We start from the raw sequence: 19823 nt of genomic DNA on the forward strand, positions 1-19823 counted from the left end.
TTTACATTAATTTTTAAGTAATGAATGTGATGACGGGTTCATAATTTGAATAGCACGGCGTATATTTTTATATTCTGGTGAAGTTCCATACTCTGCTTCCATATGATAGGTTCCTGCACCACCTTTACGGAATCCGTTACTTGGTTGCCAGCGTGCCATTCCTTCGAGAGATTTCATTTTGTTACCATAACGATCAGTGTAATCATATCCACCGTCCATAGCAGCATCAGTAGCCTCGAAATTCTCGGTCATGATGGTCATCTTCGTGATTTGTTCTTCAGACATGACACTGCTATACGTCTGAACAAGTCCTGCACCTGCTACGCCGCCTGTGATAAGACGTTTATCGAGTTTAGAATCACTGCCAGGACTACTATTATTGTAAGCCTGAATGATAAAATAGTCAAAATATAACCCGACTTCAGGTCTACCTGTTATGCTCTGTGGTTCGCCATCGATAACTAATAATTTACCTGTTCCTGATTTCGGACCGAAATATTTGCCTAGTTCATCAACAAATGCAAACATTCTATCGTCTTCGTCTACGATATTACCGGGGTTGCCGAAATTAGGTTCATAATCGATATCAAAGCCGTCGTAACCATATTTGTTTACTGTATCGGCAATGGCGCTTGCATATTTGCGAATGGATGCTTCTATTGCTTCCTTATTTGATTCATCGGAAGGCCATTCCCAAAAATCATTCACAGCTTCTTTTTCGGATGAAAATCCCATATTTTCCCAATTTTCACGAATATTCTGCGGAGTAATTTGATCGCCTACACTTCTGATAATAAAACACATGGTAAAACGAGTTCCTTTAACTTGTTGGCAAAATTGCAGATCTTTTTTTTGAGCTTCTGTAATGTTCGACCAATTTCCCCAAATAGAAACAATATCTACACTATCAGGAATACCGGCTAAAGAGCTTTTCATATAGGCACCTTCACCACTCCAGCCACCAAACCAGCCAAAGGCAACTTGGTGATCTGTCTGCTTATAGGCACGCAAGGCCGCATAATATTCATCCGATACGATCGATTCGGGAAAAGTTTTTGCTTCCGACTCCGTCCAGTCACTGCAACCGATCAATGAGGTCGTTGCCAGTGATATGAGTACAATGTATAATAAATAAATTTTCTTCATAAAAGTCCTTTTTATGCATTATATAAATTAGTTCTTTTTAGCCCACTTTAAGTCAGTAGCTTCGTTATCAGCACCGCCTAGTTCTGCTACTCCCAGATCATAATTGGCTTTATTGTTTTGTGCCTCTGTATAAGGGAAGCTTAGACGACGCATACCGCGTTGGCTACTCACTCCACAATCTGATAGATTGTCGATACAAGGATAAAGTTCCGGATAACCTGTACGGCGATATTCAGCCCATGCTTCCAATCCTAATGGATAATTGGCGATCCATTTTTGAGTAATGACACGTTGGAAATTTTTTCCATTTACGTTATCAGCCTCACTGTCATCCCACATCACACTCACTGTATTGGTAATTGTAGCAGTAGCATTTTGCACAGCATCACTTTCATGTGATACGACAGGAGCTTCGTCAATCTTCAAGTATTCAGTGGCTGAAACCTGATATTGTTCCATTGACAAATTAATACCATCTTCGTAATAGGCTTTTGCTGTTTTAGAACCGACATTCCAACCACGCAATTTTCCTTCTGCACGTAAAAAAGCCGTTTCTGCAGCGCAGAAAACCATTAATTTAGAGGTTGCCGTATATGCGGGAATAGAAAATCCTGCAGCGTCTGCCTTTTTAAAATCAGCATCTCCTGTACGCATACCTACATATTTATCTGTTTTCCCGGCAAGGGTAGACTTATTAAAGAACTTCGGCATACGTGGATCGCCATATGCATTCATATAATCTACAATATTTGCATTCACACGCAGATCACCCCAACTTACAGCTGCCAGTTGATATGGATTACTCTGTGTGCCACAAGAAAGCATAGCATTATCCGAATTACTTTCAATCAATCCTGCTTTATGTGTTACTGCTGCTTCAGCTGCCTCTTGAGCAATGCCAGGCCATGTTCCGCTGATTCGCATTGCAACACGTAAGCGCATTGAATTGGCTAGCTTAGCCCAACCTGAATAATTTCCATCAAAAACCGGATCATTGGCCCCCAATGGGGCATTGCCATTTGTTTCTACATAATAGTTGTACAAAACATCAGCTGCATTGGCTAAATCACTTAATATACTGGTATAGACCTGTTCCTGGGTATCATAAGATACATAGAAATTACCCTTCTTTACTTGGCTGTAAGGCATCGGTCCATAACAATCCGCAACGCGAAGCATCGTTATTGCACGTATCATACACGCAAAAGCATAATAATGTCCCGTAGAATTAGTTGCTTCCTGTATTTGGAAAAAGTTTCCATATATTTTTTCAAACGGAGTGTTCCAGGGGGTAGCATTCCAGGCATCACTCTGATTGAATGTGCTGAAGTTTGTACCACTCCATGTGTTAGAACAGCATAGATAGCCACCTAACTGTCCCACCATCTGATCTTGCATTTGAGAGTCATTCTGCTGAATATTCACAATTGTTTCAATCATAGACTTCATCAAAGTCGCAGGGTCTGCATCATGAATTTGATATTGATTCGTATTATACTCCTCAAATTTATCGGTACAACTTCCTGCCAGTAACAACAGAGCGGCACCGACTGTGATATTTCTTAAATATTTTCTCATAACATTAGCTTTTTCTTTTAGAATTGAACTTTCACATTAAAACCGAAGTTACGCAAGCTAGGTTGCATAAAGTAGTCTACATTCATATAATAGTTACTGGAGGTAGAGGCAGACAATTCCGGGTCAAATGGGGCTTTACAATAAATCATCCATAAATTACGTCCTACAATACCCAAAGTAACATTCGCCACATTTTTAAACCATCTTTTAGGAAGTGTATAGTTTAGACTCAATTCCTGCAAACGTACATTGGTTGCACTATATAGATAATAACGACCGTAGCCACCTTCACCCGTACCAATAGTCTGGTAATACTTTTGGGCGTTAACTTTACCGTTATTAATAGGTATACCACCATTATCACGAGCTGTTGCAGATGTTCCGGATACTCCATAATAATCTAAGATACCTTGAGTAGCCGAATAAGCTAATCCGCCTACGCGGGCTGATAATACAACTCCTAAATCAATTCCTTTATAAGTGAAATGATTGGTCCATCCGAGGTTGAAATCAGCATCCAGATTACCTACTTTTACCGGAGTGTTTGATGAAGTGATACCCAGATTACCATTCTGATCGACTTTTATATTACCGTTATTGTCTTTTGTCAGTTGGTTGTATACATAGATATCAGTCATGGAGCCTCCTTCTGTCAGGATGACGCGAGGAGCTACATTCTCTTTACCTAACCAACCCACATTCATTTCATCCATTTGGATAGCTTCTCCTGTCACGGGATTCACGCTGCCGCTTGCCAGTCGTTTCACCTTGTTACGGTTTAGAGTGAAGGTTGCATTAGAAGACCATCCGAATCCTGCCCATTTATCGTTGAACCCTAAAGCCAATTCAAGACCTTGGTTTTGCACGTTACCAGCTTGTACAATCGCTTGTTTATATCCGGAAGAAGAGGGAATATCTACCTTAAATGTTTGGTTCAGTGTGTTAGAACGATAGTAAGTTGCGTCTAAATTGAAACGGTTTCCCCAGAATTTCAAGTTCAAACCGATTTCCCAGGACTTAGTCTTTTCAGGTTTCATGTTGTCCATCGGGTAAACGGTCGGATTCGCCCAGTTATGTGTCTGGCTGTTGTATTCGTAACCCGGATTAGTAAGGAAACGATCGAAAGAAGAGGCTACCACTGTATATGAACCGCGTATTTTAGCATAAGAGATCACCTCGGGCAGTTTAACCATTTCTGATAATAAAGCCGATAAACCGACTGACGGATAAAAGAAAGATTTCTGTTTGGAGAATGCAAGTTTTGAATCCCAGTCATTACGTCCGGTTACGGTTAGATACAGTTGATTTTTCCAACTTAATTCAGCACTGGCAAAAATACTTTGAATTTCATCTTCATATCCGGTAGGGTCCGGTTTATAGTTGGCGGAGAAATTAATATTGTTGATCTGGAAGAAGTTAGGAATAACCAGGTCACCTGCAATATATAACTGATCCATTGAAGTATGATATATGGAAGCACCAACATTGGCTGTTAAATGAAAATCACCAAATGTTTTATCTATATTAGCCAGGAAATCGGCATATAAAGAACGTTCCTGACGCATGGCATCTTCAAAACCACCGCTTACACCACAGAATGTTGTTAATGTAGAAGCAGATTTTTCGTTTTTATTCCGGTAGTCGGAGTTGTCCAGATTGACACGACCGACAACATTGAGCCAATCTGCAGCCTGCCATTTCAAAGAAGCGTTCATCATATAACGTTTCTTGTTGGAAGTACGGTTGATGCGATTTTGTATCCAATATGGATTTTGTAATGACAAACTTGCATCACCATAAGGCCAATATTGTTCCATATAGCCGTAGTTAGTATTATAACGCTCATACAGACGAATTTCGTCAAAGTTGTCTCCACGAGGGAATAGATACAGTGATGGGAGAGGATTATAATACTGTCCTTGAGAAACCATGTTTTTGTTGTTCTGAACGATATATTGTGCACCGATATCCAGAGTAAGTTTATCATTCAGGAAATGGGTGGTATTACGTGCCGTAAAATTATAACGGTTATAGGAGTTATTCGGAAGAATTCCACCGGAGTTAGTTGTAGAAGCAGAAAGATAGGTCTGGTTTTTGGTATTTCCTGTAGATAATGCTACCGAATTGATAACATTGGAGCCTGTTTCAAAGAAGTCAGATGGGTTATATCGACGGTTTGTCAATTCTCCCCAGCTGAATAATCCGGAACTTGTACCATAACGGTTCTGCATATCCGGCATAATATATGCTTTAGAGAAAGTAGTACTGTTGGATACTGTTATGGTAGTTTTCTCTGTTTGGCCTTTTTTAGTAGTAATTAAAACAACACCGTTTGCCGCAGCAGAACCATATAATGCTGCCGCAGAAGGACCGGTCATCATACTAATACTAGCAATATCGTCCGGATTTAAGTCAGCAACAGCATCTGATCCTCCCATCTCTCCAAATAATCCTTCGCCACCGCTTTTTCCTGTATTAAAAATAGGTACACCGTCAATTACATACAATGCATTGTTATCTTTAGTCAGAGATTTCATACCACGCATAACAACACGTGTGGCACCACCAGCACCGGTTGCACCACTATTAATCTGAACACCGGCAACCTTTCCTGATAGTGAATTCATAAAATTGGCATCTTTTACAGCTGTCAATTCGTCACCTTTTACCTCTTGTACATTATAACTTAACGCCTTAGTTGCACGCTTGATACCCAATGCAGTAACAACTACTTCGTCCAATACTTGCGTATCTTCTCCTAAGGTTACTTTTATAGGTTGTGCGTTGGCAAGCGTGATTGTTTGGGAGAAAATCAGTTTCATATACTTTCCCTAAATTCTATTCTTGTTTGATAAATAGATTAGATGTTCTATTTTTAAGATGTCAGACTAAATACAATTAAGTAAATTCAATGAATGAGAGAAAAAGTTAGTAAGATTGCGCATGAATATGCAGTAATCAACTTGTTTTTATTCATATATGCGGTATGAATATTCGATAAAAGACGTTTTTTCAGGAATGTTCCACACCGAGAATCACTTCGTTTCTCGGTGTGGAACATTTTGATTCTTTAAATGGAACCTAACAAATCATTTAAAGAATAATAATAACTTGCTTTATAGTAGTTGTTTTCTTCTAGTTAGTGCCGATAATACAAAGAACGGAATCTTTTCATTTGATTAATATTATCAATATTAGATATTATTCTATCACTACGCGGGCGATAAAAAGAATAAATTGCAATAATATCATCCTTTTTTTTATTTGAATTACGTTTGGCTAAAGTGGAAATCCCTGCGGTTTTCGAAACACTCCTGATAACAAGATGCATATTCTAAATTATAGATAATCTGAATATGCGTTTTTTAATATTATACTCACTTTTATCCTATATCAATTATTGGTCCATTTTTCATTGTACATACAATTTGCATGCAAATGTATTAATCTAGAGATTAAAGTTAGTCAATAATTGAGCATTCCTTATTCTTTCCTCTTTTTCAAAGTATGCTAAATAGTGCTCGGTTACAGATAAGTTAGAGTGTCCCAAGCTTTCAGAAATATATGAGGTTTTCGCACCTCCACGTTTTAATACTGTAGCAAAAGAATGCCTTGCCGTGTAAGTCGTCAACTGAAAAATTCCAATGTCTTGGGCTATTTTTTTAAGTCTTCTGTTACATTTGGTTATAATACGCCGTACCAATCTAATCTTTTCAAAGGCATCTTCAGTTCCTCTAGCATATTTAAAAATATACGTTTGCGGGCTTAATCTTGGATTACCCCATTTTTGAATAATATTCCACATTTCAGGAGTAATGATTGCATGTATCTCTTTGTTATGTTTGGTAGTTCGAGATGTCTTAGAGCGTACAAAGCATATTTCTCCATCCATAATATTTGAATACTGAAGAAATAATAAATCCATAAAATTAATGCCATTACATAAATAAGAAAACACCCAGAGATCTCTAAATTCTTCTATATCTTTTGTTTCACATTGATAGGACATTACTTTTTTTATTTCAGAAAGAGTAAGTGCTAATTTACGTCCACACCCTTCAGGAATTTCATATTTATTCTTTCCAAAAGGAAAAGATGATTCTTTTATAATACCATCATGTACAGCACGATTTAAGACACACTTTAAAGCTCGGAAATAAATACTTATGCTTGAATAGCTTTTACCTTCTGACATCCAAAATTTTTCACAACGTTTAAGCCAATCAATTGTAATGTTTTCCAAAGGTATAGTGGAACCTCCGAAATCTTCTAAACTTTTTAAAGCACTTTGATAATTTAGGTAAGTGTTTGCTTGTTCATAGGCTTCCAGTTCTTTCATTTTTAAGCGAAAAGCACTGCGCAAAGTCATATCATTCATCTGCCTTCCTAACCTGACGCTTAATGTTTCAATACTAAATTCTCCTTTTGTTATCAGTTCATTAACTTGTTGCTTAATAGTTGAAAAACTACTCTCTATATCTGATCGAATTTCTGCCAATAACCGGCTTTTTACCTTTAATAACCTTGCCCAATCTTCTTTTGACACTTCCTTCCCAGTTGAGTAATATTTTTGCTTTCTTCTATATACCACTTGAACTTTAACAGGAAACTGTCCACTCTTTTTTGCTCTTCTGGTATCTAATATGGTTAAAACCGAAATTCCATCTTTTGAATATTTGAACATAAAATGAATATTTATATCTATACAATAGGTAAAGCATACATATATTGTATGCAAAATGTATGCAAATGTAATAAATCAGCCTGATTTTAATAAGTACATAAGATTCTATTTATCAAATATTTGAGTATTTATTTTTCAATTAGGAATCTTTCTATTCTATTTTTTTCGAAAAAAATCTTATCTTCGTTTAGTAAGGTTACAACATAAAATGTATTACTATTGAATAAGCGCTTATGGAATTTATTTTAAGTATAACCTTTAAATTTATTAATTATGAGAAACAGAGATACATGAAACCTTTGTGTGAAAACGGTAATCTCATTTACCGCCTCTAATTACAAATTCTCTAAAAACTATTTCTAATTAAAAAGAATAAGATGAAAGAAATTATAAAACACAAGTTTTCATACTTGTTATTCTTCCTTTTGTTGGTTTCGTGTTTTGCTTCAGCTTATGGGCAAGAACGAACGATCACTCTTAATCTATCGAAAGTACCCTTGAACACTGCTTTGAAAGAAATTGAGAAACAAACTTCAATGTCAGTAGTCTATAACACAAATGATGTCGATATAAATCGTGTCATATCTATCAAGGTAACAAAAGAATCTTTGAATAATGTAATGAATCAGTTATTCAGAGGAGTAAATGTCAGTTTTTCAATAGTAGATAATCATATTGTACTTTCTGCGAAGAGTAATAAAGAAGAGCAGCAGAAAAAAACACCAATTACTGCAAGTGGTACTGTTACTGATTCAAAAGGAGAACCATTGATTGGAGTTAGTATTTTGGTAAAAGGAACTTCAAATGGTACTATCACTGATATGGATGGAAATTTCAAAATACAAGCAGCTAAAGGTGATGTACTTGAAGTATCCTATATCGGTTATGCCTCCCAAGCAATCACGCTTACTAGTGCACAACCCTTGAAGGTTACTTTAGGAGAAGATACGCAGGTGTTGGACGAAGTAGTCGTTACTGCATTAGGTATCAAGCGCGCAACTAAAGCATTAAGCTATAATGTGCAAGAAGTAAAAGGTGATGAATTGACAACTGTAAAAAGTGCCAATTTTATGAACTCACTGGCTGGAAAGGTGGCTGGTGTTAATATCAATGCATCTTCATCCGGTGTTGGAGGGGCTACGCGTGTAGTTATGCGTGGTACCAAATCTATATCTTCAGACAATAATGCTTTATATGTAATTGATGGTGTTCCTATTTTTAATACAAATAAAGGTGACACTAACGGACAATATTCAGCCCAACCGAGAGGAGAGGGTATATCTGATATCAATCCGGAAGATATTGAAAGCATGTCTGTATTAAGTGGACCTGCTGCTGCGGCCTTGTATGGCTCTAATGCAGCGTCTGGTGTAATTTTAATTACTACAAAGAAGGGAAAAGAAGGTAAGGCACGAATTATTATTTCTAATAATTCTACTTTTTCCAATCCTTTTATAATGCCTGAATTCCAAAATTCTTATATAAACCGCGCAGGTTCCTTTGCTTCATGGGGAGATAAAGCGTCTTCCCTTTTCGGAACTTATGAGCCAAAAGATTTTTTCAATACAGGTACTAATATTCAGAATAACGTTTCTTTATCTGTTGGTAATGAAAAGAATCAAACTTATCTGTCTGTAGGTACTACTAATGCAACTGGTATCATTCAAAATAGCAAATATGACCGTTACAATTTTACCTTCAGAAATACAACAAAATTCCTGAAGGATAAAATGACATTAGATGTGGGTTTTAGCTATATTATTCAAGAAGATCTTAATCTAATGGCACAAGGTGAATATTTCAATCCACTACCAGCTGTATATCTGTTCCCGCGTGGCGAAAACTTTGAAGCTGTGAGGATGTATAAAACGTATGACACAACTCGTAAGATAGATGTACAGAACTGGGGATGGGGGGACCCTGGATACAGTATGAAAAATAATCCATATTGGGTGGCTAATGAGATGAACCATGGCATGAAAAAACAACGTTACATGGCTAATGCTAGTTTAAAATATGAAATTTTGGATTGGCTTGATGTGACAGGGCGCGTTCGCATTGATAATGCAACCAATGATTATTCAGATAAAAGAAATGCTTCTACTGATCTTTACTTTACTAATAGTTCTATTTATGGATTCTATAAGTACTATAAAGCTGACGATAGACAGGCTTATGCAGATGTGATGGCTAATATTAATAAACGCTTTGGTGACTTAAGTTTAAGTGCTAATATTGGCGGTAGTTTTACTCAAACTTATTATGACGAAAGAGGATTCCAAGGTGGTTTGAAAGATATGTCTAATGTTTTTAGTCTATATAATATGACTACAACTTTGGATAAAGATACTTATCCTATAGAAAGTGGATACAAACAACGCACCAACTCTATTTTTGCTAGTGCGGAAATTGGTTGGAAGAGTATGTTGTATATGACTTTAACCGGACGTAATGATTGGGATTCAGCATTGATTAATACAGAACAATCATCTTTCTTTTATCCATCAATAGGGCTTTCAGGAGTTATTTCCGAAATGGTAAAATTACCCAAAGCTATTACTTATTTGAAAGTACGCGGCTCATTTGCTTCAGTAGGTGCTCCTATTCCTAAGAATCTTTCTTCCAACAAAACGTATGAGTGGGACCCTGCGACTAGTCAATGGAAATTACAAACTTATCGTCCTTTGCCTAAACTTTATCCTGAACGTACTAATTCTTGGGAAGCTGGTTTGAATGCCAAATTCTTTAATAATAGTTTAAGTTTGGAAGTTACCTGGTATAAGGCTAATACTCGCAAACAAACATTCCAAGTTCCTTTATCAGGAACCGCTGTATATGCGACTATGTATGCGCAGTCTGGTAATATTGAGAATAAAGGTATGGAATTTTCTTTAGGGTACAATAAATCATGGGGAGATTTCTCGTGGAATTCAAATTTGACTTTTAGTTTTAATAAAAATAAGATTGTAGAACTCTTGGATGATGCAGTGGATGATGAAGGTAATCACTATAGTTTGAGTGAGATAGATAAAGGTGGCATTGGATCGGCTAAAGTTATTCTTCGTAAAGGAGGAAGCATGGGAGACATGTATGTCACTAATCGTTTGAAACGTGATAATGAAGGAAATGTATATATTGATAAAGCGAGCCAGAATGTGAAGAAAGAGGATATAAAGAATTCGGATGAATTTATTCATATTGGCTCTGTATTGCCTAAGAGCAATTTAGGCTTTAGAAATGATTTCTCTTATAAAGGCATTAGCTTGGGATTCATGCTTGCTGCCCGCTTTGGAGGTATTGTTATCTCACCAACACAAGCTGTAATGGATCAGTTCGGAGTATCTAAGGTCACAGCTTTAGCACGTGATAATGAAGGTGTTCCTGTAAATAATGGAAAAGTGGATCCCCAGACTTATTATACAGAAGTGGGTGGAATAAGTGGATTGATGTCTAACTATGTATATAGTGCTACTAATGTTCGTTTACAAGAGTTATCGGTGGGCTACTCACTTCCAGCCAAATGGTTTAATAACAAATGTAATCTTAGTTTGTCAATAACAGGTCACAACTTGTGGATGATTTATAATAAAGCACCATTTGATCCGGAAGCTACCGCTTCTACTGGTACTTATTATCAAGGTGTTGATTACTTTATGCAACCAAGTTTGAGAAGTTGGGGATTTAATGTAAAAATACAGTTTTAACGATAAAAGAATAACCAAATGAAAATATATAAATTCATAACGCAGATTTCTATTGCAGGCTGTATGCTTGTTGGAACTCCAATGTTACAAGGATGCATGGATAATAGCTTGAATGATCCGTTGGGAAAAGTTTCGGAAGAAGAACTTGGACGAGATGGATTTGCTGCCAATGCTTTCTTCTTGACTTTATGTGATTATGCATATCCCATAGCTACTGAAAACATTTATAATACCAATGAATCCTTGATTGGTGACTGCTATGGACGTTATCAAGTAATGGCAACAGATAAGTTTAAAGGGGCAAATTTTGCTACATATAACGCACCCGAGAACTGGTTAAACTGGCAGTTTGCAGATGATAATGTAATGGTATTGACGTATGGTGCATGGAATAAAATAAAGAATGTAACCCAAGGAACAGGAGTTAACTTTGCATGGGCACAGATTTTGAGAATTGCGACAATGCATCGTATGCTTGATATGTATGGGGCACTTCCTTATTCCCAAATTTCAAGTGATAAACTTTCGGCTCCTTACGATACAATGGAGGAAGCATATCATGCTATGTTTACTGATCTGACTGATGCAATTAATGTAATGACTGTTTATGTGACCGAAAATCCAAACAACAGAACGATGGCTAAGTATGATAAAGTTTATGACGGTGACTTTGAGAAATGGGTGAAATTTGCAAATTCACTGAAACTACGTATGGCCATTCGTATTCGTTTTGCAGATCGTGAATATGCCAGACAGATGGCGGAGGAAGCTATTAACCACTCTATAGGGGTAATTACTTCCAATGAAGATAACGCAACTTCTTTAGGTACTAAAAATCAATTGTATACGGTATTGGTACAATGGCCCGATCAATGTGTCTCTGCGGATATTACGTCCTATATGAAAGGGTATAACGATCCGCGTATGTCGAAATATTTTAAAAAGAAAACGAGCGATAAAGGAGATGATGATTATGTGGGTATGCGCGCAGGTTTGTCTTATGGTAATGATATTACCGGACCGACTTTCTCTAGAATAAATGTTGGAGAGATGGATCGTACTTTATGGATGAGTGCAGCTGAAACAGCTTTTAATAAAGCTGAAGCGGCAATGTTAGGATGGGATGTAAAAGGAGAAACGGTGAAAGATTTGTATGAATCAGCTATCAGACTTTCTTTTGCACAATGGGGAGTATCGGATGGTATTGACCAATACCTGAATGATGAATCAAGTACTCAGGCTGATTATGTAGATCCTAATGAGAATAAGGGGAATGAAAGTGCTATTAGCTCTATAACTATCAAATGGAAAGATAATGCTGGTGAGGAAGAAAAACTGGAAAGATTAATAACCCAAAAATGGATTGCAATGTGGCCTTTGGGACAAGAAGCATGGAGTGAGTATCGTCGTACTGGGTATCCGCGTTTTTTCCCGTTATTGAATGGGAATGTAACCAATCTTCCTTCAGCTAATCGTATTCCGTTCCCACCATCGGAATATATTCGTAATGCTGCTAATGTAAATGCTGCTGTAAGTAAATTGGGTGGTGCTGATAATTATCAGACTAAGGTTTGGTGGCAGCGTAGGGATAAGTGAATAATAGTATAATCTATATTAATATAAATAGTATGAGAAAGATATTCTATTTTATAATGTTGTTATTTGGCATAACGGTTGCGAATACAGCGTGTGATGATTGGACAGACATGGAACCAAAATTCCAGGAAGATATGACTCAGTCGTCACTTCCGGAAGAATACTATGCCCAGCTTCGCGCTTATAAGAAAACAGATCATCCGGTTGCTTTCGGATGGTTTGGTAATTGGACCGGAAATGGAGCTACTTTAGAAAAATGTTTAGCCGGACTTCCTGATAGTGTGGATTTTGTTTCTATTTGGGGTAACTGGAGAAATTTGACAGAAGCGCAAACAAAAGATTTGCGTTATGTACAAAATGTAAAAGGGACTAAAGCTTTGATGTGTTTTATTGTTCAAAATATCGGTGACCAATTGACTCCCGAGGAATATAAAGATAATTATCTGGAATTCTGGGGATGGAATGAGAATAAGGAAGAAGCTATAAAGAAATATGCCCATGCAATATGTGATAGTATTGATAAATATGGATATGATGGCTTTGATATTGACTATGAGCCTAATTTTGGTCATCGAGGTAACATGAGTGGAAGTGATGAGAATATGTTGTTGTTCATTCAGACCTTGGGAGAAAGAATCGGACCAAAATCGGGTACAGACAGGCTATTAGTAATTGACGGTGAGCCACAAAGTATTGTATCGGAGTCAGGTCCTTATTTTAATTATTTTATAGTGCAGGCTTATGATTCTCCAGGAGATAATACTGGACGTGACAATTTGGATAGCCGTTTAAACTCTACAATAAGAAACTTCGATGGGCATTTGACTGCAGAAGAAGTTGCTAAGAAATATATTGTAACTGAAAATTTTGAAAAATGGGCTTTGTCTGGTGGTGCTGATTTCACAGATCGATATGGAAATAAAATGAAGTCTTTGGAAGGTATGGCACGTTGGACGCCTATTATTGACGGGAAAAAATGTGTAAAAGGAGGGGTCGGAACTTATCATATGGAGTATGAATATACAATTGATGGTACAGAAGAATCTTATCCTTATTTGCGTAATGCTATCCGCATTATGAATCCACCGGTAAAATAATAAATTTAAAGATATAATAATTATGAGATATCTGGTAAAAAATAAAAATACAATAATGTTCGCCTTTGCCATATTGCTTTGTGCAATTATAGCAAGTTGTGAAGATGCAAAGTATGATACTATCGGCAGTAGAATTTATTTAGCTGAATCCAGTAGTTTGTCTTATGAATCTAAAAAAGTAACAGTAGCTGAAGAGGGTAGTGTTGTCACTGTGACTCCTCGGTCGGGACAAATTGCAACAAAAGATATAGAAGTTACTTTGGGACTAAGTCCGAAATCGTTGGAAGTATATAATACAAAAAGTGGTACGAACTATAAATCTATGCCGGAAGGTTCATATTCTTTTGATCAAAAGACAGTGGTTATAAAAAAAGGAGAATTAGTGGCTCCTACTGTTAAAGTATCAATTGATCCGTTGACAAAGGAAATGCTTGATTCTGGTGATAAATTTGCACTACCGGTTGCTATTACTGCTGTATCAGGTGGGCAACAAACTTTGGAAGGTGCAGATGTGATGATTTATATCATGGATCAGGTTATTATAACCTCTGCACCAGTGTTGACGGGTACAAAACCAATTACTATGGAAATGCGTCAGGATTATACAGTAACTCAATGGTCACTTGAAATGCGTATTAATATGAGCGAACTTGGGGATGGGGTGACTCCTGGAGTTGGTTATCCTGGTCCTCCTAGCTATCAGAATCAAGCAATATTTTCTGCAGGTCCAGGTAATGGTATCGCAGAAGATGGTGAAATTTATATCCGTTTTGGTGATGGCCCGATTCCTGGTAATATTTTGCAGATAAAAACACAAGGTACTCAAGTAAATGCTGCTACTAAGTTTAAAAATAATCAATGGTATCATTTAGCATTTGTTTGTGATGGAGTGAAATTGACTATTTATGTAAATGGAAATATTGATGCAACATTAGATCTTCCAAGAAAACCTTTGCGTCTTGTTAAGAATAGCTTTGGTATATGCAATGGTGATTGGATGGTTACAGATGCTATAGTTAGCGAAGTACGTTTTTGGACTACTGCTATTTCACAATCGCAGATTCAGAATAATATGTTTGCGATAAATCCGGGTACAGATGGCTTGGAGGCTTATTGGAAATTGAATGAAGGGTCAGGAACCGAATTTAAAGATGCAACTGGTCATGGAAATAAAGCCACGGCACCTAAGGGAGTTGTCAGATGGGTAGATGGCATTAGATCAGATGGTAAATAATATAATATTCAAATGATGTAATTATGAGATTGAAAAATATAATATGGAAAACAGTAGTGATGTCATTAATGGCATCACCACTGTGCATCTCTTGTGACGATGATGACGAAGTTACTATGAATTCTAAGTTTTATCTTTCTACGAAAGTTTTTCCGGTAGATTCTTATGAAGCATCGTTGTCAGTGATTTTGAAAGATAATTCAGTGGTCGTAAATGAGTTACAACCTAATTATCGGTTTGTTGCATGTGCCACGGAGAGATTATCGAAAGATGTGAAAATAACAGCCGATAGTGATGATAATCTAGTAAGTGCTTACAATAAAGCTAATGATACGGAATATAACATATTACCTGCTGAAAATTATTCTTTCACCAATAAAACTGTTACTATTGAAAATGGAGAAAGTGTATCTGGAGATTCTATAAAAATAGAGCTATTAAATGTAGGATCGTTGACTACAGAAGGGGGATATTTGTTGCCAGTTACCATATCTTCTATAGAAGGTAATAACTTAGATGCACTTAGCTCTAACAGAGGAGTAGTTTATCTGAAAATTCAAAATATTCATGTCAATGTAGAGTCCGGGCAACCGGCTGAAGGTACTTTGATTGCCGATCGTTCTGGCTGGACTGTAAAAGTTGCCCCGACGACTCGTGGAGATGCTAAAAATCTAATTGATGGAACAAATTCTGATGTAGCTCGTGATGGAGGAGCAGAATATTGGTTAACTGTGGATATAGGTAAGGTGCAGACATTAACAGGAATAAGAAATAAGTGTTATGCTAGTAGTTATTCACCGACTGCAGTAGAAGTATTTACTTCGAGTGATGGAGCAAAATGGAAATCTATTGGTGCTGTAACTATTTCAAAGAGTGGCACACAATATATTAAGTTTTCGAAAGCCGTTGAAACGCGTTATTTAAAGTATTATGTGAAACAAGGTCCCAATACGGTCAGCCTTACGGAATTTGACCTATATGCGAAATAATTAATAGGTTATTGAAAATTTTTAAGTCCCGCTTTTTCGTTTTTTCGGATAAAGTGGGACTTACTATATAAGTTAATAAATGAAAAAAGAAAAAGATTGATTGTTTAATAGTATCATATTGATTGTATTACTATTATATAATAACTTTTAATAGCAAGAAAAACATGAAATTATCTATTATTCTACGGTTCTGTTTATGGTTTATGGGAATTAGTATGGCGTTTCCGTCTCTCTCTCAAACTATGTTAGTAACTAATGGGAATACAAGTTCTAGGATCATTTTGAAAGAGAATAATCAAATATCGTGGACAGCTGCAAATTTGTTACAAACATTTATTCAAAAAGTAACCAGTTGTAAGCTGCCTGTTGTTATAAGTCAAACTCCTCGAAAAGGAGATATTCTCATTGGTGGTCAATCTCCAGCGGAAGTAACAGAGGATGGATTCTCTATTTCTACTCAAGATGGTATTCTAAAAATATCTGGTAAAGAAAACGGTGTTGTATATGGGGTTGTTACTTTATTAGAGCAATATTTGGGTATCGATTATTGGGGAGAGAATGAATATTCTCTTACCCCTTCAAAAACAGTGAACTTACCCTTAATTAATAAAGTCGAGAATCCGGGCTTTCGTTACCGTCAGACACAATGTTATGCTATCCATACAGACTCTATTTATAAGTGGTGGAATCGTTTAGAGGAACCGAATGAAGTGTTTGCTGCCGGTTATTGGGTGCATACTTTTGATAAGCTTCTGCCTTCATCCATTTATGGGAAAGAACATCCGGAATATTATTCTTACTTTAAAGGAAAACGCCACCCGGGAAAGGCCAGCCAGTGGTGTTTGAGTAATCCGGAGGTTTTTGAGATTGTTGCTCAACGTGTTGATTCTATTTTCAAAGCAAATCCAGATAAACATATCATGTCTGTAAGTCAGAATGATGGTAATTATACAAATTGTACGTGTGATGCTTGTAAGGCAATTGATGATTATGAAGGAGCATTATCAGGAAGTATCATCACTTTTCTGAATAAGTTGGCTGCCCGTTTTCCGGATAAAGAATTTTCCACATTGGCTTATCTATATACGATGAATCCTCCGAAACATGTGAAACCTTTGCCGAATGTGAATATTATGTTATGTGATATTGACTGTGACCGTGAAGTAACTTTGACGGAGAATGCTTCGGGAAAAGAGTTTGTGAAAGCCATGGAAGGATGGTCTAAGATTACCAATAATATTTTCGTGTGGGATTACGGTATTAACTTTGATAATTATCTGGCTCCATTTCCTAATTTCCATATTTTACAGGACAATATCCGTCTTTTCAAAAAGAATCATGCCACCATGCATTTCTCTCAAATAGCAGGGAGCAGGGGAGGAGATTTTGCAGAACTTCGCGCTTATTTAGTGTCAAAGTTAATGTGGAATCCAGAAGTTAATGTAGACTCATTGATGCAACATTTTCTGCATGGATATTATGGGGAAGCAGCGCCATATCTTTATCAGTACATAAAGATAATGGAAGGCGCATTAATTGGTAGTGGACAGAGGTTGTGGATATATGATTCACCTGTATCACATAAATATGGCATGTTAAAGCCTGCTTTGATGCGTCGTTATAATCATTTATTTGATTTGGCTGAAAAGGCTGTTGCAGCAGAACCCGATTTCTTAAAACGAGTTCAACGGGCACGTCTGCCAATTCAGTATTCAGAACTGGAGATTGCACGAACAGAGACAGAAAAAGATTTGGTAGATATTAATAAGAAGTTAGACCTTTTTGAGGAACGCGTGAAAGAGTTTCAAGTTCCTACATTGAATGAGCGTTCCAATTCACCGGTAGACTATTGCAAATTGTATCGCGAACGTTACATGCCGCAGAAAGAAAGAAGTTTAGCTTTGGGTGCAAAAGTTACTTATCTAATTCCTCCTACCGGAAAATATGCGGCATTAGGAAAGAACGCATTGGTTGACGGTTTGTTTGGTGGAGCAACCTTTGTTGATAGCTGGATTGGTTGGGAAGGAACCGATGGTGCATTTGTTATAGATTTGGGCGAAACAAAAGAGATACAAAGTGTGGAAACAGATTTTCTTCATCAAATAGGGGCCTGGATTCTTTTTCCTCTAAAGGTGGTTTATTCATATGCTGAAGACGGTGAGCATTATACACATTGGAAAACGATTGATTTACCGGAAGAACGTACCGGTGAGGTAGAATTCCGTGGAGTCAAGGCTGAATCAGCCGAACCGATAAAAACTCGTTATGTGAAAGTAGAAGTCACTGGAACGAAAGAATGTCCGACTTGGCATTATGGTGTAGGTCATCCTTCGTGGTTCTTTATAGACGAAGTGATAATAAAATAAAAAAAGTAGGGGGGAGACGTTAGTAGTTTCCCCCTTTTAGTTGTATTATATATAGATGGGTCAGAAAAATGTTTTTTTTCATCTATATACTATGATTTATGCAACAGAATAAAACTGCTTCTCAACGAAAAACTATTAACCCGGCTTGCTGGGTACCTACTGCTTATTTTGCAATGGGACTTCCCTTTATTGCTATTAATTTGGTTTCTGTTTTCATGTTTAAGGATCTTGGAATTTCGGATACGCAAATTGCATTCTGGACTTCTCTGATTATGATGCCTTGGACACTGAAATTTTTGTGGAGTCCTTTTCTTGAAATGTATCGTACGAAAAAATTCTTCGTATTGATTACAGAATTATTGAGTGGTGTATTGTTTGGAGTAGTAGCCTTTTCTTTGTTTTTCGATTACTTTTTCGCCATAAGTATCTCTACAATGGCAGTGATTGCCTTTAGTGGAGCAACGCACGATATTGCTTGTGATGGTGTATATATGGCTGAATTGAACAAAGAAGATCAGGCAAAATATATCGGAGTGCAGGGTGCTTTTTATAATGTAGCCAAATTGGTTGCTAATGGAGGATTAGTTGCTATGGCAGGAGCATTGGCAGAGCATTTCGGAGCAATAGAAGGTGCTTCGATAGATGCTAACAAAGGAGCGTATTCATCTGCATGGATGATTATTTTCGGCGTAATTGCGGCAATAATGGTACTGATCGGTATTTATCATATAAAAATGCTTCCTTCTACACAGATTCCGTCAACAACGAAGAAAACTGCATCGGAGGTTGGGCACGAATTGGTAGCAGTCATTGCTAACTTCTTTACTAAAAAGCATATTCTTTATTACATCTGTTTTATTATTTTATATCGTTTGGCAGAAGGCTTTATCATGAAAATAGCTCCGCTGTTTTTACGTGCGTCAAGGGATGTAGGCGGCTTAGGGCTGTCGTTGACAGAGATCGGCACGCTAAATGGTATCTTTGGTTCCGCTGCTTTCGTTTTAGGCTCATTGTTGGCAGGTATTTATGTCTCTAAGTTCGGATTGAAAAAGACACTATTTACTCTCTGCTGTATTTTTAATCTTCCGTTTGTAGCCTATACTTTTTTGGCAGTTGCACAGCCTACTAATGTATATCTGATCGGAACTTGTATAACAATGGAATATTTTGGTTATGGCTTTGGTTTTGTCGGACTGACGTTGTTTATGATGCAACAGATTGCTCCAGGCAAACATCAAATGTCACATTACGCATTTGCTTCAGGAATCATGAATCTGGGAGTGATGTTTCCGGGAATGGTTAGTGGTTATCTTAGTGACTTATTAGGATATCGTAATTTCTTTATCTATGTGTTAATTGCAACTATTCCAGCTTTTCTGATTACTTATTTCATACCTTTCACGTATGATGACTCAAAAAATAAATAATA

11 protein-coding genes are annotated in these 19823 nt (G+C 37.0%); 7 read left to right on the forward strand and 4 right to left on the reverse strand.

Annotated features, from left to right (window positions below):
* Positions 1-6 precede the first annotated feature (6 nt).
* From Bovatus_RS02790 to Bovatus_RS02810, 4 genes are all read right to left on the reverse strand, one after another.
* Positions 7-1146, reverse strand: a complete 1140-nt coding sequence (locus tag Bovatus_RS02790; RefSeq protein WP_004300462.1) for a glycoside hydrolase family 18 — start codon at positions 1144-1146, stop codon at positions 7-9.
* 27 nt (positions 1147-1173) lie between these two features.
* Complete coding sequence (locus Bovatus_RS02795) at positions 1174-2724, reverse strand: SusD/RagB family nutrient-binding outer membrane lipoprotein (RefSeq protein ID WP_004300463.1); 1551 nt, start codon at positions 2722-2724, stop codon at positions 1174-1176.
* A gap of 17 nt (positions 2725-2741) precedes the next feature.
* Entirely contained in the window at positions 2742-5546 is a 2805-nt protein-coding gene (locus tag Bovatus_RS02800; RefSeq protein WP_059365491.1) for a SusC/RagA family TonB-linked outer membrane protein, read from the reverse strand.
* 626 nt (positions 5547-6172) lie between these two features.
* Entirely contained in the window at positions 6173-7408 is a 1236-nt protein-coding gene (locus Bovatus_RS02810) for a site-specific integrase (protein ID WP_004297598.1), read from the reverse strand.
* Between the two features lie 377 nt (positions 7409-7785).
* Between Bovatus_RS02810 and Bovatus_RS02815 the strand changes: the two genes are divergently transcribed.
* The 7 genes from Bovatus_RS02815 (at position 7786) to Bovatus_RS02845 (ending at position 19821) form a co-directional block, all read left to right on the forward strand.
* Positions 7786-11112, forward strand: coding sequence for a TonB-dependent receptor (locus tag Bovatus_RS02815; protein ID WP_055167753.1), 3327 nt, complete (start codon positions 7786-7788; stop codon positions 11110-11112).
* 18 nt (positions 11113-11130) lie between these two features.
* Positions 11131-12708: a SusD/RagB family nutrient-binding outer membrane lipoprotein gene (locus tag Bovatus_RS02820; RefSeq protein ID WP_004300467.1), complete on the forward strand. Its 1578-nt coding sequence runs from the start codon at positions 11131-11133 to the stop codon at positions 12706-12708.
* A gap of 32 nt (positions 12709-12740) precedes the next feature.
* Entirely contained in the window at positions 12741-13805 is a 1065-nt protein-coding gene (locus Bovatus_RS02825; protein WP_004300468.1) for a glycoside hydrolase family 18, read from the forward strand.
* Positions 13806-13827: 22 nt separating this feature from the next.
* Complete coding sequence (locus tag Bovatus_RS02830; protein WP_004300469.1) at positions 13828-15039, forward strand: DUF1735 and LamG domain-containing protein; 1212 nt, start codon at positions 13828-13830, stop codon at positions 15037-15039.
* A gap of 23 nt (positions 15040-15062) precedes the next feature.
* Positions 15063-16028 carry a BT_3987 domain-containing protein gene (locus Bovatus_RS02835; protein ID WP_004300470.1) on the forward strand — a complete coding sequence of 322 codons (966 nt, stop codon included), beginning with the start codon at positions 15063-15065 and terminating at the stop codon, positions 16026-16028.
* 164 nt (positions 16029-16192) lie between these two features.
* Complete coding sequence (locus Bovatus_RS02840) at positions 16193-18394, forward strand: DUF4838 domain-containing protein (RefSeq protein ID WP_081015842.1); 2202 nt, start codon at positions 16193-16195, stop codon at positions 18392-18394.
* A gap of 98 nt (positions 18395-18492) precedes the next feature.
* On the forward strand, positions 18493-19821 hold the full coding sequence (locus Bovatus_RS02845; RefSeq protein ID WP_004300472.1) for an MFS transporter: 1329 nt from the start codon (positions 18493-18495) through the stop codon (positions 19819-19821).
* Positions 19822-19823 lie beyond the last annotated feature (2 nt).

Source organism: Bacteroides ovatus (genome assembly GCF_001314995.1).
GTDB lineage: Bacteria > Bacteroidota > Bacteroidia > Bacteroidales > Bacteroidaceae > Bacteroides > Bacteroides ovatus.